The 19,823-nt window shown below is 70.0% G+C and carries 17 protein-coding genes; 13 read left to right on the top strand and 4 right to left on the bottom strand.

From position 1 onward, the window contains the following. Positions 1 to 173: 173 nt before the first annotated feature. Positions 174 to 2,183, top strand: a complete 2,010-nt coding sequence (locus tag ASF25_RS07115; protein WP_056304098.1) for a PhoX family phosphatase — start codon at positions 174 to 176, stop codon at positions 2,181 to 2,183. Positions 2,184 to 2,457: 274 nt separating this feature from the next. Then, complete coding sequence (parE, locus tag ASF25_RS07110; RefSeq protein ID WP_056304095.1) at positions 2,458 to 4,512, top strand: DNA topoisomerase IV subunit B; 2,055 nt, start codon at positions 2,458 to 2,460, stop codon at positions 4,510 to 4,512. Between the two features lie 151 nt (positions 4,513 to 4,663). On the opposite strand, the gene topA is transcribed toward parE, so the two are convergent. Then, positions 4,664 to 7,435: a type I DNA topoisomerase gene (gene topA, locus ASF25_RS07105; RefSeq protein WP_056304094.1), complete on the bottom strand. Its 2,772-nt coding sequence runs from the start codon at positions 7,433 to 7,435 to the stop codon at positions 4,664 to 4,666. Positions 7,436 to 7,676: 241 nt separating this feature from the next. Here topA and ASF25_RS07100 point away from each other — a divergent pair, with 241 nt between their 5' ends. From ASF25_RS07100 to dprA, 4 genes are read left to right on the top strand one after another with little or no spacing between them, the layout of a single operon-like run. After that, on the top strand, positions 7,677 to 8,627 hold the full coding sequence (locus tag ASF25_RS07100; RefSeq protein WP_056168362.1) for an aspartate carbamoyltransferase catalytic subunit: 951 nt from the start codon (positions 7,677 to 7,679) through the stop codon (positions 8,625 to 8,627). A 5-nt stretch (positions 8,628 to 8,632) separates the two neighbouring features. Then, positions 8,633 to 9,934 (top strand): dihydroorotase, encoded by a 1,302-nt coding sequence (locus tag ASF25_RS07095; protein WP_056304092.1) that lies wholly within the window; start codon positions 8,633 to 8,635, stop codon positions 9,932 to 9,934. Continuing rightward, the gene (plsY, locus tag ASF25_RS07090; RefSeq protein ID WP_244472932.1) at positions 9,931 to 10,539 is read left to right on the top strand and encodes a glycerol-3-phosphate 1-O-acyltransferase PlsY; all 609 of its coding nucleotides are present in this window, start codon (positions 9,931 to 9,933) and stop codon (positions 10,537 to 10,539) included. Before ASF25_RS07095 ends, plsY begins: the two co-directional genes overlap by 4 nt. Positions 10,540 to 10,577: 38 nt before the next feature. Further along, on the top strand, positions 10,578 to 11,747 hold the full coding sequence (gene dprA / locus ASF25_RS07085; protein WP_056304090.1) for a DNA-processing protein DprA: 1,170 nt from the start codon (positions 10,578 to 10,580) through the stop codon (positions 11,745 to 11,747). 7 nt (positions 11,748 to 11,754) lie between these two features. Here dprA and ASF25_RS07080 read toward each other — a convergent pair whose 3' ends face one another. Further along, positions 11,755 to 12,927, bottom strand: coding sequence for a hypothetical protein (locus ASF25_RS07080; RefSeq protein WP_056304088.1), 1,173 nt, complete (start codon positions 12,925 to 12,927; stop codon positions 11,755 to 11,757). Positions 12,928 to 13,152: 225 nt separating this feature from the next. Between ASF25_RS07080 and ASF25_RS07075 the strand changes: the two genes are divergently transcribed. Beyond that, positions 13,153 to 13,413: a hypothetical protein gene (locus tag ASF25_RS07075; protein ID WP_056168343.1), complete on the top strand. Its 261-nt coding sequence runs from the start codon at positions 13,153 to 13,155 to the stop codon at positions 13,411 to 13,413. A 224-nt stretch (positions 13,414 to 13,637) separates the two neighbouring features. Here the strand turns inward: ASF25_RS07075 and ruvX are convergent, their stop codons facing one another. Together ruvX and ASF25_RS07065 are read right to left on the bottom strand one after the other, a co-directional pair. Further along, complete coding sequence (gene ruvX / locus ASF25_RS07070; RefSeq protein WP_056168338.1) at positions 13,638 to 14,129, bottom strand: Holliday junction resolvase RuvX; 492 nt, start codon at positions 14,127 to 14,129, stop codon at positions 13,638 to 13,640. Positions 14,130 to 14,202: 73 nt separating this feature from the next. After that, a complete protein-coding gene (locus ASF25_RS07065) occupies positions 14,203 to 14,742 on the bottom strand; it encodes an SMI1/KNR4 family protein (RefSeq protein WP_056304086.1) in 540 nt (179 codons plus the stop codon). Between the two features lie 107 nt (positions 14,743 to 14,849). Here ASF25_RS07065 and ASF25_RS22590 point away from each other — a divergent pair, with 107 nt between their 5' ends. From ASF25_RS22590 to ASF25_RS07040, 6 genes are all read left to right on the top strand, one after another. After that, a complete protein-coding gene (locus tag ASF25_RS22590; protein WP_156368890.1) occupies positions 14,850 to 15,035 on the top strand; it encodes a hypothetical protein in 186 nt (61 codons plus the stop codon). Between the two features lie 109 nt (positions 15,036 to 15,144). Next, positions 15,145 to 15,432, top strand: a complete 288-nt coding sequence (gene gatC, locus ASF25_RS07060) for an Asp-tRNA(Asn)/Glu-tRNA(Gln) amidotransferase subunit GatC (protein ID WP_056168332.1) — start codon at positions 15,145 to 15,147, stop codon at positions 15,430 to 15,432. A gap of 92 nt (positions 15,433 to 15,524) precedes the next feature. Further along, a complete protein-coding gene (gene gatA / locus ASF25_RS07055; protein ID WP_056168329.1) occupies positions 15,525 to 17,006 on the top strand; it encodes an Asp-tRNA(Asn)/Glu-tRNA(Gln) amidotransferase subunit GatA in 1,482 nt (493 codons plus the stop codon). Between the two features lie 10 nt (positions 17,007 to 17,016). Continuing rightward, a complete protein-coding gene (locus tag ASF25_RS07050; RefSeq protein WP_056168326.1) occupies positions 17,017 to 17,316 on the top strand; it encodes a hypothetical protein in 300 nt (99 codons plus the stop codon). 84 nt (positions 17,317 to 17,400) lie between these two features. Then, positions 17,401 to 18,873: an Asp-tRNA(Asn)/Glu-tRNA(Gln) amidotransferase subunit GatB gene (gene gatB / locus ASF25_RS07045; protein ID WP_056168323.1), complete on the top strand. Its 1,473-nt coding sequence runs from the start codon at positions 17,401 to 17,403 to the stop codon at positions 18,871 to 18,873. Between the two features lie 564 nt (positions 18,874 to 19,437). Then, on the top strand, positions 19,438 to 19,644 hold the full coding sequence (locus ASF25_RS07040; protein WP_210168824.1) for a hypothetical protein: 207 nt from the start codon (positions 19,438 to 19,440) through the stop codon (positions 19,642 to 19,644). Positions 19,645 to 19,823 lie beyond the last annotated feature (179 nt).

Here is a 19,823-nt window from a genome sequence, read left to right as displayed (position 1 = left end):
AAGTTCGGCTCGTACTAGGACCCGACCGGCGCTCCCTCGGAGCGCCACCGGACTCCCGTCATCGTGAGAAGCCCGGCCGAAAGGCCGGGCTTTTTCGTTTGCGCGGGACCGTCACGCCGATGCCATGGGCGGTCGCTAGGAGGCGTGTTTTCCAGGATTCACGGAGCCGATCGATGACGCAGCCGACGCGAACCCGCTCGCAGGCGGCCGAGGCCGCCGAGGATGCCGGCTCGAACACCAGCCCCAATGCCACCTTCGGGGATGTCGTCGCCGCGCGCTTCGACCGGCGCGACCTGCTGCGCGGCCTCCTCGGTGTCGGCGCCATCGCCGCCGTGGTGACGCCCCGTGCCCTGGCCGCAGGGGAGGCCCGAGCCGCCCAAGGTCTCGCCGCTCAAGGTCTCGCCGCTCGGGATCCGTCGCCGACGCGCTTCCCCTTCGCCGAGATCGAAGCCGGTTCGGATACGCACCATCACGTGGCGGCGGGGCACGACGCCGAGATCCTCATCCGCTGGGGCGACCCCGTGCTGCCGGGCGCCCCGGCCTTCGACCCACGCAACCAGTCGGCCGCCGCGCAAGCGCAGCAGTTCGGCTACAACAACGACTTCGTCGGCTACTTCCCCATGCCGGGGGCCGCCGACCCGGCCGCCCACGGGCTCCTGGTGGTCAACCACGAGTACACCAACGAGGAGCTCATGTTTCCCGGCCTCGGGCGCCAGGACATCCGGGATGTGGCCTTCGCGGGGATGACGAAGGAACTCGTCGGGATCGAGATGGCGGCCCATGGCGGCTCGGTCCTCGAGATCCGGCGCACGGACGGCCGCTGGGCCGTAGTGCCGGATTCGCGATACGCCCGCCGCATCACCGCCGAGACGCCGATGGTGCTCACCGGCCCCGCCGCCGGCTCCGAACGGCTGAGGACCGCCGCCGACCCCACGGGCCGCGCCGTCCACGGCATGATCAACAACTGCGCCGGCGGCACGACCCCGTGGGGCACGTGGCTCACCTGCGAGGAGAACATCAACTACTACTTCTCGGGCGCCCTGCCGAAGGATTCCGCCGAGGCCGCCAACCACACGCGCTTCAACCTGCCGAACTCCGCCTATGCCTGGGGCCGGTTCCACGAGCGCTTCGACATCGGGGCGACGCCCCACGAGCCCAACCGCTTCGGCTGGGTGGTCGAGATCGATCCGTTCGATCCGACTTCCGTCCCGAAGAAGCGCACCGCCATGGGCCGGTTCAAGCACGAGGGGGCGGCCGGCATCGTCGCCAGGCAAGGACAATACGTCGTCTACCAGGGCGACGACGAGCGCTTCGATTACGTCTACAAGTTCGTCACCGCGGGCCGGGTCGATAGCGGCGACCGCGATCTCCTCGATTCCGGCACCCTCCATGTCGCCCGGTTCGACCCCGACGGGCGCGGGGCCTGGATGCCCCTGGTGTTCGGTGAGGGACCTCTGACGCCCGCCAACGGCTTTGCCAGCCAGGCCGATGTGCTCATCGGCGCGCGGCTGGCTGCCGATCTCCTGGGCGCCACCAAGATGGACCGCCCGGAGGACGTCGAGGCCAACGCGAAGACCGGCAAGGTCTACGTGATGCTGACCAACAACGGGAAGCGCAAACCTGATCAGGTCGACGCCGTGAACCCCCGCGCCGACAACCGCTTCGGCCACATCGTCGAACTCACCCCCGACGATGGCGACCACGCCGCCCTCGGGTTCGCCTGGGAGATTCTGGTGCGCTGCGGCGATCCCGCCATCGCGGCGGTCGGGGCGACCTTCTCGTCGGCGACGACGAAGGACGGCTGGTTCGGTATGCCGGACAATTGCGCCGTCGACGGGCAGGGACGCCTCTGGGTCGCCACCGACGGCAACTCGGCCTCGCGCACGGGCCGGGCCGACGGCATCTGGGCCATGGAGACGGAGGGGCAGGGGCGCGGAACGGGCAAGCACTTCTTCCGGGTGCCCTGCGGGGCCGAGATGTGCGGCCCCTACTTCACCCCCGACGACACCACCTTCTTCGTCGCCGTCCAGCATCCGGGCGAGGCCGACGAGGACGATCCCAAGGCCGCGCCCGCCACCTTCGAGGCACCCTCGACCCGCTGGCCGGACTTCGATCCGGCCCTGCCGCCGCGCCCGGCCGTGGTGGCGATCACCAGGCACGGCGGCGGGCGAGTCGGCACCTGAGTCTCGATCGACCCCGGCCGTAAAAGGGTTCCCGCGACCGTCAGCCCTTCTTAACCAACCCCATCCCATGCAATGGGGTATCCTGCCCTGCAGGGCAGGGGGTGTGCGGCCCGCAGGGCAGGGGACCGTACCCCTGCCCCGAGGGTGAAGGCCCCTTTCTGTTTCCGGTTTGTTCCGGTATGGTCAGAGGATGAAGGCGAATGCTGCACGGTCCCCCTCTGCGATCCGGTCCGCGAAGCCCGCGGGCGTGCCATCCCCTGCGCGGAGCGATCCGGTGAGCGACCCCGCCCGCGACCTTTTCGCGAAGGGCAAGGTGCCCGCGCCCAAGCCGGCCGAGCGTCGCAAGCTCGAGGCTGCGATCGTCCCCGCGCCCTCGCCCGCCCTCTCGGCGGAGGCCGGCTACGACGCCTCCACCATCGAGGTGCTGGAAGGCCTGGAGCCGGTGCGCCGCCGCCCCGGCATGTATATCGGCGGCACCGACGAGCGCGCCCTGCACCACCTCTTCGCCGAGGTGATCGACAATTCCATGGACGAGGCGGTGGCGGGCCATGCCAGCTTCATCGAGGTGGAGCTTGAGGAGAGCGGCCACCTCGTGGTGACCGACAACGGGCGCGGCATCCCCGTCGACCCGCACCCGAAATACCCCAACAAGTCGGCGCTGGAGGTCATCATGACCGTCCTTCACGCGGGCGGTAAGTTCGATTCGAAGGTCTACGAGACCTCCGGCGGCCTGCACGGCGTCGGCATCTCGGTGGTCAACGCCCTGTCCGACGAGCTCGAGGTCGAGGTCGCCCGTGCCCAGACCCTCTACCGCCAGACCTTTTCGCGCGGCCACGTTCAGGGGCCCCTGGAGACCGTTGGCCGGGTGCAGAACCGGCGCGGCACCCGGGTGCGCTTCCATCCCGACCCGCAGATCTTCGGGGCGCTGAAGTTCGATCCGCGCCGCCTGTTCCGGATGGCCCGCTCCAAGGCCTACCTGTTCGGCGGTGTCGAGATCCGCTGGCGCTGCGCCCCCGCCCTGCTGGACGGGATCGACGATGTGCCGGCCGAGACCGTGCACCGCTTTCCCGGCGGCCTGCGCGACTATCTCGCCCGCGATCTCGAGGGCAAGGAACTCGTCACCGACGCGATCTTTTCGGGCAAGATCACCAAACCGGGCGGCCACGGGTCCCTCGAATGGGCGGTGGCCTGGATGGTGGTCGACGACGGCATCTCGGCCTCCTACTGCAACACGATCCCGACGGCGGAAGGCGGGACCCACGAGAGCGGCCTGCGCGTCGCCCTGCTGCGGGCCCTGCGCGAGCACGCCGAGCGCGTGAACCAGGCGAAACGCATGACGGCGGTCACCACCGACGACGTGATGGCGACCTGCGCCTCGATGCTGTCGGTCTTCATCCGCGAGCCGGAGTTCCAGGGCCAGACCAAGGACAAGCTCGCCACCGTCGAGGCGTCCCGCATCGTCGAGACGGCGATCCGCGACGCGTTCGACCATTGGCTCGCCGCCTCGCCGGCCCAGGCCAACAAGCTCCTCGACTGGGTGATCGACCGGGCCGAGGAGCGCCTGCGCCGTCGCCAGGAGAAGGAGGTCGCGCGCAAGTCCGCCACCCGCAAGCTGCGGCTGCCCGGCAAGCTCGCCGATTGTTCCAAGGCCGGCATGGCCGGCTCCGAGATCTTCATCGTCGAGGGCGATTCGGCCGGCGGCTCGGCCAAGCAGGCGCGCGACCGGGCGAGCCAAGCCATTCTTCCGTTGCGCGGAAAAATTCTCAACGTGGCCTCGGCGAGCCGGGACAAGCTCGGGGCCAACCAGCTCATCTCCGACCTGACCCAGGCGCTCGGCTGCGGCACCGGCAACGCGTTCCGCCTGGAGGACCTTCGCTACGAGAAGGTCATCATCATGACCGACGCCGACGTCGACGGCGCCCACATCGCCTCGCTGCTGATCACCTTCTTCTACCGGCAGATGCCCAAACTCATCGACAAGGGGCACCTCTACCTGGCGATCCCGCCGCTCTACCGGCTGACCCACGGTGCCAAGACGGCCTATGCCCGCGACGACGCCGACCGGGAGCGGGTGATCAAGACCGTGTTCAAGGGCGCCAAGGTAGAGATCGGCCGCTTCAAGGGTCTCGGCGAGATGATGCCGGCGCAGCTGAAGGAGACCACCATGGATCCAAAGAAGCGCACGCTCCTGCGCGTCGGGGTCCTGGAGGATGCCCGCGTCTCCACGGGGGACGCCGTGGAGCGCCTCATGGGCAACAAGCCCGAAGCCCGCTTCGCCTTCATCTCCGAACGCGCGGCCTTCGCCGACGGGGCCGAGCTGGATATCTGATCCGGCCCCGGGCCGATCGCCCGGAGCGAAGGGGCTCCGGGTCTCGAAGGGCATCGCCCTTCGCGGGTCCAGGGCTGGCCCTGGACATCGTGTCGGGATCTGCCCGGCATCCGCCGAAGGGATGATCCCTTCGGAAACCCGGAATCCCGGATCAGGCCTTCTTGGCCGCCGCCTTGCGCGGGGGCGCGGGTTTGGCCGCCTTGGTGGGGGCCTCGGCGTCGGCCTTCTTCGCGGGGGCCTTGCGCGTCACGGTTTTCTTCACCGGCGCGTCGCCCGCGTCGTCCACCTTTTTCGCGACTGCCTTCTTCGCCGGCGCCTTCTTGGCGGTGGCCGACTTCGCCGACGCCTTGCGGGCCGGGGCGCGCTTCTTGCCGCCGCCGCCCGCCGCCTCGCGGGCGGCGATGAGCTCCAGGGCCTGGGGCAGGTCGATGTCCTCCGCCGCCTGGGTCTTCGGCAGCGTCGCGTTGGTGGTGCCGTCGGTGACGTAGGGGCCGTACTTGCCCGATTTCACCACGATGGGCTTGCCCGTCTCGGGGTGGTTGCCGAGCGCCCGGCCCGGATCGGCGGCGGGCCCGCGCCGGCCCCCGCCCTGCTCCTTGGCCACGATGATGTCGATGGCCCGGTTGGCGCCGATCTCCAGCACGTCGTCGTCGCGGCCGAGATTCGCGTACATCTTGCCGTGCTGCACGTAGGGCCCGAACCGGCCGAGATTGGCCAGGATCGGCTCGCCGGTCTCGGGGTGTTTCGCCACCTCGCGCGGCAGGGACAGCAGCTTCAGGGCCTTCTCCAGATCGACGCTCGACGGGCTGAGGCCCTTCGGGATCGAGGAGCGCTTGGGCTTGGCCGCCTCCTTGTCCGTCGAGGCCTCGCCGAGCTGCACGAACGGGCCGAAGCGGCCGTCGCGCACGGTGACGGCGAGCCCCGAGACCGGATCGGTGCCGAGCACCCGCGTGCCGGGCTGGCCGCCGTTCTCCGACGAGCCGTCGCCGTCGCCCTCGACGCCAGAGGCGGCGAGCTGGCGGGTGTACTTGCACTCGGGGTAGTTCGAGCAGCCCACGAAGGCGCCGAACTTGCCGAGCTTGAGCGAGAGCTGGCCGGCTCCGCAGGTCGGGCAGGTGCGCGGGTTCGAGCCGTCGGCCTTCTCGGGGAAGATGTGGGCGCCGAGCAGGTCGTTCAGGGCGTCGAGAACTTCGGTGACGCGCAGTTCCTTGGTGCCCGCGATGGCGGCCGAGAAGTCCTTCCAGAAATCGCGCAAGACCTCGCGCCAGTCGATCTCGGCGTTGGAGACCCGGTCGAGCTGCCCTTCGAGATCGGCTGTGAAATCGTACTCGACGTAGCGCTTGAAGAAACTCTCGAGGAAGCCCGTGACGAGGCGCCCCTTGTCCTCGGCCACCAGGCGCTTCTTCTCGATCTTGACGTATTCGCGGTCGCGCAGGGTCTGCAGGATCGCCGCGTAGGTCGAGGGCCGGCCGATGCCGAGTTCCTCCATGCGCTTGACGAGGCTGGCCTCGGAGTAGCGCGGCGGCGGCTCGGTGAAGTGCTGGGTCGAGGCGATGCGCTCGCGCTTGAGGGCGTCCCCGGCCTTCATCGGCGGCAGGCGACGGCCGTCCTCGTCCTCCTCGTCGTCCTTGCCCTCCTGGTAGAGGGTGAGGAAGCCGTCGAACTTCACGACTTGCCCGGTCGCCCTGAGGTCGAGCCTGCGCGGGCCGACGCTCGCCACGATGTCCACCGTGGTGCGCTCCAGTTCGGCCGATTCCATCTGGCTCGCCACCGTGCGGGTCCAGATGAGTTCGTAGAGCTTGGCCTGCTCGGCATCCACCGTGCGGGCGACGGTCTTGGGCAGCCGGCCCATGTCGGTGGGGCGCACGGCCTCGTGGGCCTCCTGCGCGTTCTTGGCCTTGGTGCTGTACTTGCGCGGCGCCCCCGGCAGGTAGCGCTCGCCGTACTCCTTGGCGATGACCTGGCGCGCGTCGGCGATGGCTTCGGGCGCCATGTCGACGCCGTCCGTCCGCATGTAGGTGATGAGACCCACGGTCTCGCCGCCGATCTCGACGCCCTCGTAGAGCTTCTGGGCCGCCCGCATGGTCTGGGCCGGGGCCATCCCGAGCTTGCGCGAGGCCTCCTGCTGCAGGGTCGAGGTGGTGAAGGGCGGGGCGGGGTGGCGCTTGGCCGGCTTGGCCTCGACGCTGCCGACGGAGAACGTCGCGAGTTCGAGGTCGCGCTTGAACGCCGCCGCCTCTTCGCCGGTGCCGACGTCGAGGCGCTGGATCTTCCGGCCGTCCGCGCCCGTGAGCCGGGCCTCGAACACCGCGCCGGTGTCGGTCGTCAGGGTCGCGACGAGGGACCAGTACTCGCGCGGTTTGAACACTTCGATCTCGCGTTCGCGCTCGCAGACGAGGCGGAGCGCCACGGACTGGACGCGGCCGGCCGAGCGGGCGCCCGGCAGCTTGCGCCACAGCACCGGCGAGAGGTTGAAGCCGACGAGGTAGTCCAGCGCCCGGCGGGCCAGGTAGGCGTCGACCAGGGCCTGGTCGATCTGGCGCGGGTTGCGCATGGCGGTGTCCACCGCCGCCTTGGTGATGGCGTTGAAGGTCACCCGCTCCACGTGCATGCCCTTCAGGGCGCGCCGGGCGTTGAGCGCCTCGACCACGTGCCAGGAGATGGCCTCGCCTTCGCGGTCCGGATCGGTGGCGAGGATCAGGCCGTCGGCACCTTTGAGCGCCTTGACGATGTCCGAGACCCGCTTCGAGCCGCGCTCGTCGAGCTCCCACAGCATGTGGAAGTCGGCTTCCGGATCGACGGAGCCGTCCTTGGCCGGCAGGTCGCGGATGTGGCCGAACGAGGCGAGGACCTCGTAGTCGCGGCCGAGGTACTTGTTGATCGTCTTGGCCTTGGCCGGCGACTCGACGACGACAACTTTCATGGAGGGATTCCGAGCCTCTCGAGAGGGCCTTGGTCCGACAACGACCGGTTGCGCGCTTGCGCACGCTGCGGTGGATGCGGCAAGGCGGACCGCCTGCCGGGGCAGGGGCCTTTTGCGGGGCATGAAGTGGGTTAACCCTCGGGCGATGTCAAATGGGGACACTTTGCCGGCTGCGTCGCGCGCCTCCGAATGACCTCCGTCTTGCGGGCGCGGCGCACCCGCTGTAGCGCTGACCCCCGTGATGACCAGCGCCCCGACTCCGCCCGGCTTCCCCCACCGCCATCTCCTCGGCATCGAGGGCCTGTCGCGCCCCGACATCGAGGCCCTGCTGGAGCGGGCCGACGCCGCCGTGGCGCTGTCGCGGCAGGTGGAGAAGAAGCGCACGACCTTGCGCGGGCGCACGCAGATCAACTTGTTCTTCGAGCCCTCCACCCGGACGCAGGCCTCGTTCGAGCTCGCCGGCAAGCGGCTGGGCGCCGACGTCATGAACATGTCGGTGGCCTCCTCATCGGTGAAGAAGGGCGAGACCCTCGTCGACACCGCCGCGACCCTCAACGCCATGCGCCCCGACATCATCGTGGTGCGCCACCACGCGGCCGGCGCCGTGCATCTCCTCGCCCGCAAGGTCGATTGCGCCGTGGTCAATGCCGGCGACGGGGCCCATGAACATCCGACCCAGGCGCTGCTGGATGCGCTCACCATCCGCCGCAACAAGGGCCGGATCGAGGGCCTCACGGTCGCCATCTGCGGCGACGTCCTGCATTCGCGCGTCGCCCGCTCCAACATCATCCTGCTTCAGGCGCTCGGCGCCCGGGTGCGGGTGATCGGTCCGTCCACCTTGCTTCCCACGGGCCTCGACCGATTCGGCGTCGCGGTGTTCACCGACATGCGCAAGGGGCTGGCGGGGGCCGATATCGTCATGATGCTGCGCCTGCAGCGCGAGCGCATGAACGGCTCCTTCGTGCCTTCGGTGAAGGAGTACTTCCGCTATTTCGGCCTCGACGGCGACAAACTGGCGCTGGCTGCCCCCGATGCCCTGGTGATGCATCCGGGGCCGATGAACCGTGGCGTCGAGATCTCTTCGGAGGTCGCAGACGGGGCGCAATCCCTCATCCGCGAGCAGGTCGAGATGGGGGTGGCCGTGCGGATGGCCGTGCTCGAAGCCCTCGCGACGCACCTGCCGAACGCGTGAGTCCGATGGCCCATCCTCCCCTTCTCCTCACCAACGCCACCCTGTGCGATCCGGCGAGCGGACGGCAGGCCCCCGGCCACGTCCTCGTGCGCGACGGGCGCATCGGTGACCTCGCCTGGGGCGCCGCCCCGGCCGCCCCCGAGGGGGCCGAGACCGTCGACTGCGGCGGGCACGTCCTCGCCCCCGGCCTCATCGACCTGCGCGCCTTCGTCGGCGAGCCCGGCGCCGAGCACCGCGAGACCCTGGCCTCCGCCAGCGCGGCCGCCGCCGCCGGCGGGGTCACCACCCTGGTGTGCATGCCCGACACCAACCCGGTCATCGACGGGCCGGCCATCGTCGACTTCGTCCTGCGCCGGGCCCGCGACACGGCCTGCGTCACGGTGCTGCCGGCCGCCGCCATCACCAAGGGCCTCGCGGGCCGCGAGATGACGGAATTCGGCCTGCTGCAGGAGGCCGGCGCGGTGGCCTTCACCGACGGCCTCAAGGCCGTGACCAACGCCCAGGTCCTGCGCCGGGCCCTCACCTACGCCCGGGATTTCGACGCGCTGATCATGCAGCACGTCGAGGAGCCCGACCTCGTCGGCGAGGGGGTGATGAACGAGGGCGAGATGGCCTCCCGGCTCGGGCTCATCGGCATTCCGCGCGAGGCCGAGACGGTGATGCTGGAGCGCGACATCCGCCTCGTGCGCCTCACCGGCGCCCGCTATCACGCGGCGATGATCTCCTGCGCCGATTCCATCGAGATCGTGCGACGGGCGAAGGACGACGGCCTGCCCGTCACCTGCGGCGCGTCCGTGAACAACCTCGTCCTCAACGAGGGCGACATCGGCCATTACCGCACCTTCTGCCGACTCTCGCCGCCGCTCCGCCACGAGAGCGACCGCCTCGCCCTGGTGGCGGCCCTGAACGAGGGCGTGGTCGACGTGATCGTCTCCGACCACAACCCGCAGGACGTCGAGACCAAGCGCCTGCCCTTCGCCGAGGCCGCCGACGGGGCGCTCGGCATCGAGACCCTGCTGGGCGCCGCCCTGCGCCTCGTCCACACCGGCGACATCGCCCTGCCGCGCCTGCTCGCCGCACTGACGACGCATCCGGCAAAGATCCTCCGCCGCGAGGCCGGACGCCTCGCCGTGGGGGCGCCGGCCGACCTCGTGCTCATCGATCCGGACGTGCCCTACATCCTCGACAAGCGCCGCCTGAAGTCGCGCTCGAAGAACTCGCCCTTCGACGAGGCGCGCCTCCAGGGCGCGGCCCTGCTGACCCTCGTCGGCGGGCGCATCGTGTTCCGGGATGGGGGCTTCGCGTGACCTACGCCGAGGCCGCCTCCGTGCCGATGCTGCTGGCGGGTCTCGCCGGGGGCTACCTCCTCGGTTCGATCCCCTTCGGCCTGATCTTCACCCGCATGGCCGGTCTCGGGGACGTGCGCGCCATCGGCTCGGGCAACATCGGCGCCACCAACGTCCTGCGCACGGGCCGCAAGGGGCTGGCCGCCGCGACGCTCCTGGGGGATGCCCTCAAGGGAACGGCGGCCGTGCTCATCGGTCTCCAGTTCAACCTGGAGCCGGCCCTGGCGGCGGGGCTCGGCGCCTTCCTCGGCCACCTGTTCCCGGTCTGGCTCGGGTTCAAGGGCGGCAAGGGGGTCGCGACCTTCCTGGGCGTGCTCCTGGCGCTGAGTCCGGTGGCGCTCGCCGCCTTCGCGGCGATCTGGCTCGGCCTCGCCTTCGGCCTGCGGTACTCGTCGCTGGCGGCGCTGGCCGCCTCGGCCGCCACGCCCGTCGTCCTGTGGGTGCTCGGACAGCCAGGGGTTGCATGGCTCTTCCTCCTGCTCGCAGCCCTGCTATGGTGGAAGCACGCGCCCAACATCCGCCGGCTCCTCGCCGGCACCGAAGGGCGCATCGGGCAGAAGGGCTGAGGACCACCGACGCCGCCCGACCGTGATGGGGCAGGGCGATGCAACTCAACGATGCCCAGCGCCTCGACTGGCTCCGTCTCATCCGCGCCGAGGGCATCGGCCCCCGCACCTTCCGCACCCTCATCAACCGCTTCGGCGGGGCCGGCGCCGCCCTGGAGGCGTTGCCGAACATCACCGGCCGCGCCGGCCGGCGGGTCACGCCGCCGACCCGGGCGCAGGCCGAAGCCGAACTCGCCGCCGCGGCCCGCATCGGCGCCCGTCTCGTGGCCTCGGGCGAGGCCGACTATCCAAAACTCCTCCAGGCGGCGGATTCCGCGCCGCCGCTCCTCGCCGTGCGGGGCGACCCGGCCATCCTGAACCGGCCGGCGGTCGCCATCGTGGGTTCGCGCAACGCCTCGGCCGCCGGCCTGAGCGTCACCGAGCGCCTCGCCCGGGACCTCGGCGCAGCCGGTCTCGTGGTGGTCTCGGGGCTGGCCCGCGGCATCGACGCCCGCGCCCACAAGGCCGCCCTCCTGCCCGGCACCGTGGCGGTGATGGCCGGGGGGCACGACCGGATCTATCCGGCCAACCACGCCGCCCTCGTCGAGGCGATCCTGGAGGCGGGCGGGGCGGTGGTGGCCGAGATGCCCATGGGCTGGGAGCCGCGGGGCCGCGATTTCCCCCGGCGCAACCGCATCATCTCGGGCCTCAGTCTCGGCACCGTCGTGGTCGAGGCGGCGCGGCGCTCGGGCTCCCTCATCACCGCGCGCTTCGCCCTGGAACAGGGCCGCGAGGTCTTCGCCGTGCCGGGCTCGCCCCTCGACCCGCGCGCCGAGGGCACCAACGACCTCATCCGCCAGGGCGCCACCCTGGTGGCGGAGGCCGCTCACGTCCTCGAGGCTGTGGCCCCCCTCATCGAGCGCGAGGCCACCGGTACGGAACCCCTCGCCCTCGACCGTCCCGATCTCGCCGACGCGCCGATCTTCTGGGACGAACTCGACGTCGACGGGATCGTGCTGCCGATGCCGGTGGACGCCCTCGAGCCGCCCGAGCCTGCGGACGACCGCGCCCGCCTCATCGGACTCCTCAGCCCGACCCCCATCGGCACCGACGACCTCGCCCGGGCCGCGGGCTTGAGCGTGCGCGTGGTGCAGACGACGCTCCTCGAACTCGAACTCGACGGGCGCATCGAGCGGCATGGGAGCGGGGCGGTGTCCCTGGTGGGGTGAGGGCGGCTCAGCGCAGATAGATCACGCTGTAGAGGGTGCGCCGCAGCTCGTCCTCCCGCAGCCAGACCCGGCCGTTGTCGCAGCGGCCGGCGATGTCCGGCCGCATCCGGGCGCAATACTCGCCGGTGTTGTCCTGGACGAGGTACTGGCACCCGCCCGCCGTCCGGCGCCGGCCGATGACGGCGCTGGAATGGTCGGCGGCGAGATCCGGGTCCTTCGGGTCGCGGTCCTGCAGGATGTACCAGCTGTAGCCGATGGTCGGCGCCCGGCCATGGTCGAGGGCGTAATCGACCCGAGCCAGCAGGCGGGTGATGTCCCGGGGCGCCGGCGGCCGGCCCGCCTCCAGCATCGCCATGAAGTCGAGCTGGTTGGCGGCGACACGCGTCGAGACCGGCAGCAGGGGCACGGGCAGGGGTATGCGCCGGCACAGGGTCTCGACCCGCGCAAGCCACGCGTCGTTGAAGGCGTCCGCCCGGCGCGAGCGGAGCTTGCCCACCGTCGCCCCGACGCGGCGCAGGCACTGGTTCGGTGCGCGCAAGGGAGCGCCGAAGCGCAGGGCCGCGTAGGTGGGGGTGAAATGCGCGTAGCCCTCGTGCGAGGGCAGGTCGCGCTCCTCGCACAGGCCGTCGAGGTTGTAGAGCAGGGCGGCGGCATCCTCCTCGCCGCCCTCCAGTTTGTCGAAGTAGGGCTGCAGGCCCGGGTTGCCGACGGGATTGATGTCGGCCGCGTTCCGGCTCCAGGCGATGTCGGCCGCATGGTTCGGATGCGCCCTCAGATGCGCCCGGAGTGCCGGATCGGGTAGGCCTTCGAGCCGGGCCGGATCGGCGAAGTAGAACTTGCCGGCCACATCCAGGGGCGAGACGGCCCGGCCGACGCGCTGGGAGATCATGTCGGCGGTGGCGTAGGCAAAGCAGATGGCGGTGTCGCCCTGGCCGATGGGAATCTCGGCAGGTTTGGGCGAGATCAGGGCGTCGCCCGGAAGCCGGTGCGTGCCGGGCGGCATGGCGATCCGCAACGGAGCGCACGCGGCGTTGCGGGCGTAGGCCGGCTGCGCGGGCAGGATGCGCGGATCGGGAGCCTGCGCCGGTGCGGCCGATCCCGTCGCGAGCAGCAGCAGGGCGCCACAGGCCGCCCGTGCGCGTCTCGCAGACCCGGCTCGGTTCACGTCCCGCTCGAACATTCCCGGCTCAACCCCGCAGATCCACCCTCAGGCTCGCTAAAGCATCGGCTCGCGCAGGGGAATTCGGTTCGCGTCCGAAGCCCTCGAAACAACGCATCGGCCGGTTCGGCAGGGTTGCGTGCGCTTCGACACGTCACGCCAAGCTGACGCTCCCCATCTGTAGTTCAGACAGAGAGAAACGAACCGGTTTGTCGGTTCGACCTGCAAAGGAAACAGAGTATCACAATGAAGACCCGTATCGCCGCCATCGCCGCCGCTCTCGTGCTTGGCGTTGCTCCGATCTCGTCTGCGATGGCATTCGAGCGCCCCGCGCGCGACACTGCGTTCACCCCCTACGATGTCGAGACGACCGGTTCGATCAACGCTCCGTCCCGGGTGCCGTCATACGGTGGCTGCCCGATGAGCTCGGCCGCCGAGGGCAACGCCAATCAGCAGAATTTTCCGGTCATGCAGTACGGCCAGACATCCGGCGGCAACCGTTGCTGATCCGGACGGAGGCGGTGACACCCATGGTCCTGAAGGGCTTCTCCTACGCGATGATCGGCGCCTTCGCGGGCGGCCTGATCTTCACCCTGGTCGGCGCGTCCCAGGCGATGCTGGCCTCGTAGCGCGCACGGTGCCGCGGGGGCGGGCCGACGCCGACACCATTGGGCTCGAGAGACGGGCGGCGGGGCGAAAGCTCCGCCGCCGACGCGTGCGGGCCCCGCACCTCACGCGTCGTCCGCCGCCTCGTCCGCCAGCACCCCCCGCATCTGATCGAGGCACCCCTGGAGGATGTAGGCGGCGGCCAGCATGTCGACCACGGCGCCGCGCTTGGCCCGCGAGGCGTCGGCGGCGATGAGGGCGCGGGTGACCGCGGCCGTGGACAGGCGCTCGTCGCAGAACAGGACCGGCAGGTCGAGGAGCGGCTTCAGGTTGCGCACGAAGGAGCGGGTGGATTGCACGCGCGGACCCTCGCTGCCGTCCATGTTGAGGGGCAGGCCCATGACGAGGCCGCCGACCCCGTGGGTCTCGCAGAGCTGGCGCAGGCGGGCGACATCGGGCGTGAACTTCACCCGGCGGATGGTCTCCAGGGGCGAGGCGATCTGGCGCCCGACATCCGACAGGGCGAGCCCGATGGTCTTGGTGCCGAGATCGATTCCGATGAGACGACGGCCGCCCTGCGACGCCTCCGCGAAGGCACGGATCTCGGCCTCGGTCATGTCGTTCGCTCTCCGCTGATCCGCCCCTCCTGATCGATCCGTGGCCGAGTGGCAATCCGGGGGCCCGCCGCCGTCAATGCGTGCTGGGGGCCGGATCGTCGCCCACGAAGGTCGAGGGCAGGGGGGCCGCACCCATGCCGAGGATGCCGCGCACGGTCGGCGTCTGCACCCGCCGCAGGAAGTCGCCGAGATCGGCCCCGCCGAAGCGCACGGATTCGAGGTCGGCGCCCATCACCCAGATCTCGTATTCGGGCCGCTCCGGGACGACATCCCAGAACAGGAACTCGCCCGCCTCCGAGCGGCCGAAGAAGCAGGCCCGCTCCACCACGGAGGGATCGTCGCCCTCCACCTCGAACCCATGGTCGGGACGATCCGACAGGACGGCGCCGATGCTGTGGGCCATGAGCTCCGCGCCGGTGACGAGGTCCGTCTCCGGAGCGGGACCGGGGATCAGGACGCGAAAATGACCGGCGGCCAGGCCTGCGCCCCAGCGCCGGCAGAAGTCCCGGTAGGAGGCGGGGAGGGGGAAGCCCAACTCCGCCTCGGCGCGGGCGAGATCCGCCTCCCCCGAGACCGGTCCGGCCACACCCTGCGCGAACACCGTGTCCCACATGCCGTCGTCTCCGTGTCCATTAACCCTAAGCAAACGTCGCCCTGGCCTTGCCGGCACCGTCCGGTCATAGCATCGTTAACAAGGTGTTAACGTCGTGGGTGGTGCGTATGAACCTGTCCGGAACGAATCCCCCCGCCCCGGTTGCCCGCCGGACGATGCCGTTCCGGCACAAGCTGATGCTGCTCCTGGCCGTCGAGATCGTCGCCTTCGGCTTCCAGCAGGCCGAGCGCAACCCCCACAGGCCCGGCATCTCCGTGGAGGTGCCCGCCCGCGCCGGCCATATGATCGCCTGAGACGGGATCGCCCGGCGTTGCGAGCGCGCGAAGGCGGGTGCTATAGCCCGGCCGTGTTCCGTCGCGGTCGTCAAAGCCCCGGCGCATCCTCCTGGGGGCTCAAGGCAGCATGTCGGTCGACGCAACGACGGTGAGGCGCATCGCGCATCTGGCGCGCATCGCGGTGAGCGAGGACGAGGTCGCGCCGCTCCAGGGCGAGCTGAATGCGATCCTGGCCTTCGTCGAGCAACTCGGCGCCGTCGACGTGACGGGGATCGAGCCGATGACCTCGGTGACCCCCATGGCGATGAAGAAGCGCACCGATACGGTGACGGAGGGCGGCCACGCCGACGACATCGTCTTCAACGCGCCGGAGACCGAGGACCATTACTTCCTCGTTCCGAAGGTGGTCGAGTAGCGCCGCCCCTGTTTTCGTGATGCCTCCTGGCAGGATCGTTCGGCGCCGAGACCGGCGACGGGGTCCGTCGGGATCTTGAGGACCGAACGCCCATGACCACCTTGAACGAACTCACCCTGGCCGACGCCCGCGACGGGCTCAAGGCCAAGGACTTTTCCGCCACCGATCTCGCGAAGGCGCATCTCGCCGCCATGGAGAAGGCGCGCGGCCTCAACGCCTACATCCTGGAGACGCCCGAGCGTGCGCTCGCCATGGCGGAGGTGGCCGACACCAAGATCGCCGCCGGCGCGGCGCGCCCCCTGGAGGGCATTCCGCTGGGCATCAAGGATCTGTTCTGCACCCACGGCGTTGCCACCACCGCCGGGTCCAAGATCCTCGAAGGCTTCCAGCCGCACTACGAATCGGCCGTGACGCACAACCTCTGGCGCGACGGCGCCGTGATGCTGGGCAAGCTCAACCTCGACGAGTTCGCCATGGGCTCGTCCAACGAGACCTCGGCCTACGGCGACACGATCTCGCCCTGGCGGCGCAACGGGTCCGACACCAAGCTGGTGCCGGGCGGCTCGTCGGGCGGCTCCGCCGCGGCCGTCGCCGCCCACCTGTGCCTCGGCGCCACCGCCACGGACACCGGCGGCTCCATCCGCCAGCCCGCCGCCTTCACCGGCACGGTGGGCATCAAGCCGACCTACGGGCGCTGCTCGCGCTGGGGCACGGTGGCCTACGCCTCGTCCCTCGATCAGGCCGGACCCATCGCCCGCACCGTGCGCGACTGCGCCATCCTGCTCGGCTCCATGGCCGGTCAGGACGCGCGGGACACCACCTGCGCCGATCTTCCCGTGCCGGACTTCGAGGCGGCGGTGTCGCGTGGCGTGAAGGGCCTCACCATCGGCATTCCGAAGGAGTACCGGGTCGAGGGCCTCTCCGCCGAGGTCCAGGCCCTGTGGGACCGCGGGGCGGAGATGCTCAAGGACGCGGGCGCCACGGTGCGCGAGATCTCCCTGCCGCACACCCCCTACGCGCTTCCGGCCTACTACATCGTCGCCCCGGCCGAGGCCTCCTCGAATCTCGCCCGCTACGACGGCGTGCGCTACGGCCTGCGGGTGCCCGGCAAGGACATCGCCGGGATGTACGAGAACACCCGCGCGGCGGGCTTCGGCCGCGAGGTCAAGCGCCGGATCATGATCGGCACCTACGTGCTGTCGGCGGGCTATTACGACGCCTATTACGTCCGCGCCCAGAAGATCCGCACCCTGATCAAGCGCGACTTCGAGGAGGCCTACGCGTCGGGCATCGACGCGATCCTCACCCCCGCCACCCCGTCCGCCGCCTTCGGGCTCGGCGAGAAGGGCTCGGGCGACCCCGTCGAGATGTACCTGCAGGACGTGTTCACCATCACGGTGAACATGGCGGGGCTTCCCGGTCTCTCGGTGCCCGCCGGCCTCGATGCGCAGGGGCTACCGCTGGGCCTCCAGCTCATCGGCCGGCCCTTCGACGAGGAGACCCTGTTCGCCGCCGCCCAGGTGATCGAGACGGCCGCCGGTCGGACCAAACTGCCGGCGGCGTGGTGGGCATGAAAGCGCGGCCATGACCGTCCCGGTTTATGCCTTCAACGAGTGGATCTGGGCCGCGTTCGATCCCGTTCTGATCGCCATCGCGCTGGTCATGGGCTGGAAGTCGGATCAGTTCGTGAAGGTCATCCTCGTGTCGCTGATGGCCTTCTCGGTCTCCGTGCTGGTGTCGTGGGGCGTCACGGCCATCGGCATCCCCTGGCCGGCCCCGGTGAGCCACGACGGACCGACCTTCTTCCCGATCCGCTGGATCGCCGGATTCCTGTGGGGTGCCCTGGGCTTCCTGGCGCACCAGCTCTATCGCCTGCGCGCTTGACCGCGCCGGCCGGCACTTCCACCTTCGATGACTTGCACCCTTCCGGCGCTCACCCGCGCTCCGCAACGCTGAACCTGGGCCATCATGACCGCAGCCGTGAACCCAAAAAAACTCATCAAGGGCGGCCTGCACGATTGGGAGGTCGTGATCGGCATGGAGATCCACGCCCAGGTCACGAGCCGCTCCAAGCTGTTCTCCGGCGCCGCGACGGAATTCGGGGGCGAGCCCAACGACCACGTCTCCCTGGTGGACGCGGCCATGCCCGGCATGCTGCCGGTGATCAACGAGGAATGCGTCGCCCAGGCCGTGCGCACGGGCCTCGGGCTCAAGGCGCAGATCAACCACCGCTCGGTGTTCGACCGGAAGAACTACTTCTACCCGGACCTGCCGCAGGGCTACCAGATCTCCCAGTTCAAGGACCCCATCGTCGGCGAGGGCACGGTGCTGGTCGATCTGCCCGATGGCGAGACGATCACGGTGGGCGTCGAGCGGCTGCACCTCGAGCAGGACGCCGGCAAGTCGCTCCACGACCAGAACCCGACCCAGAGCTTCGTCGATCTCAACCGCTCGGGCGTCGCCCTCATGGAGATCGTCTCGCGCCCCGACCTGCGCTCGTCGGAGGAGGCGCGCGCCTACGTGACCAAGCTGCGCACCATCCTGCGCTACCTCGGCACCTGCGACGGCGACATGGAGAAGGGCTCGCTCCGGGCCGACGTGAACGTGTCCGTGCGCCTGCCCGGCGACCCGCTCGGCACCCGCTGCGAGATCAAGAACGTCAACTCGATCCGCTTCATCGGCCAGGCCATCGAGGTCGAGGCAAGGCGCCAGATCGCCATCATCGAGGATGGCGGCACCATCTCCCAGGAGACCCGGCTGTTCGATCCGGGCAAGGGCGAGACCCGCTCCATGCGCTCCAAGGAAGAGGCGCACGATTACCGTTACTTCCCCGATCCCGACCTGTTGCCGCTGGAGTTCGACCAGGCCTACGTCGATCGGCTCGCCGAGGGCTTGCCCGAACTGCCCGACGCCAAGAAGGCGCGCTTCATCGAGGCCTACGGGCTCAGCCCCTACGACGCCGGGGTGCTCATCGCCGAGCGGTCCTCGGCCGATTATTTCGAGGCGGTGGCCAAGGGGCGCGACGGCAAGGCCGCGGCGAACTGGGTGATCAACGAGCTGTTCGGCCGCCTCAACAAGGAGGGCAAGGGCATCGAGACGAGCCCGGTCTCGGCGGATCAACTCGGTGCCGTGGTGGACCTCATCGGCGAGGGCGTCATCTCCGGCAAGATCGCCAAGGACCTGTTCGAGATCGTCTGGACCGAGGGCGGCGACCCGCGCGCGCTGGTCGAATCGCGCGGCATGAAACAGGTGACCGACACCGGCGCCATCGAGACGGCCATCGACGCGATCATCGCGAAGAACCCCGACAAGGTGCAACAGGCCAAGGAAAAGCCGACGCTCCTCGGCTGGTTCGTCGGCCAGACCATGAAGGCCACGGGCGGCAAGGCCAACCCGGCGGCGGTGAACGCCCTGCTGAAGGCGAAGCTCGGCATCGAGTAGGAGGCGCGCTGACCTCCCCACGAGGGTAGGGCTGCAGATGGCGCGGGTGGGCGTGAAGGCCCTCGGTGCGCATTCCCTCTCCCCGCCAGCGGCCATTGTATCCACACATCTCAGCGCGATGCGGCCCTCCTCCCCCTGTGGCAAGAGGGACGCGCCCTGCTTCTGGAAAAACGCAATCGTGTGAATCCGGTAGCCGCAAGCGGGACGAGACCAGCTTCATCGCGAGGGAATGACGCGTTGAGCCCGGCATCCGCTTTCACGATCCGCCATCTCGGCCGGCCGATACGCCGGCTTTCCACGCCGTGCGTCTCGATGCCTTACCCGGCACCCGGAGGCGTTCGGCGCGTCAGGGGAGGTTGAATCCAGACAGCCGCTCGCGTGGTTCGCCGTGACCCCTGGAGATCCAAGCCGTATTCGGTGCCTGGAGCGGGGAGGGCGGACCTGGTCGGAGGCGCGGCACTCTACGTGCCCGAGGCGCCCAAGCTCCGCCACCAACGGCACTTTGTGGGTGGCGCTTCGTGGGGCGTCTTCGTCAGCGCGGACGCACGCGGCGTCTGCGTTGGCATGCCGCTCATCGCGGCCGTGACCGCCTATGCGGAGACTTGCGTGGACGATGTGGGGTTGTCCGTGGAGGCCGCCAATCACGGCGCGATCCGGCCCTACGAAGCCGCCGGGTTCGTGCCATACGGCATCGAGCTGCGCGCGCTGAACATCGCCGACGTCTTCTACGATGAAATCTTGATGAACTTAGATCTCAGCCGCCAAGGCTGAGCAAGAGAAACCGGCGGCGGAAGCGGTCGAGATGGGGCATTTCGCGTGTTCGAAGTCGTGCCGTAAAGGCCGCTTCTGCGCCCCGGTGACCGCTTCCGTCCCGTGATTCGTGTCTTCGCTGCTCGGATCCGGATCGAATTAAGCTCGGATCGTCGCCGCAGCGTGCTGCTGGGGTGGAG

Origin of the sequence: Methylobacterium sp. Leaf100, from assembly GCF_001422845.1 — a bacterium.
Taxonomy (GTDB): Bacteria; Pseudomonadota; Alphaproteobacteria; order Rhizobiales; family Beijerinckiaceae; genus Methylobacterium.
This window is presented reverse-complemented; position numbering and strand designations above follow the sequence as displayed.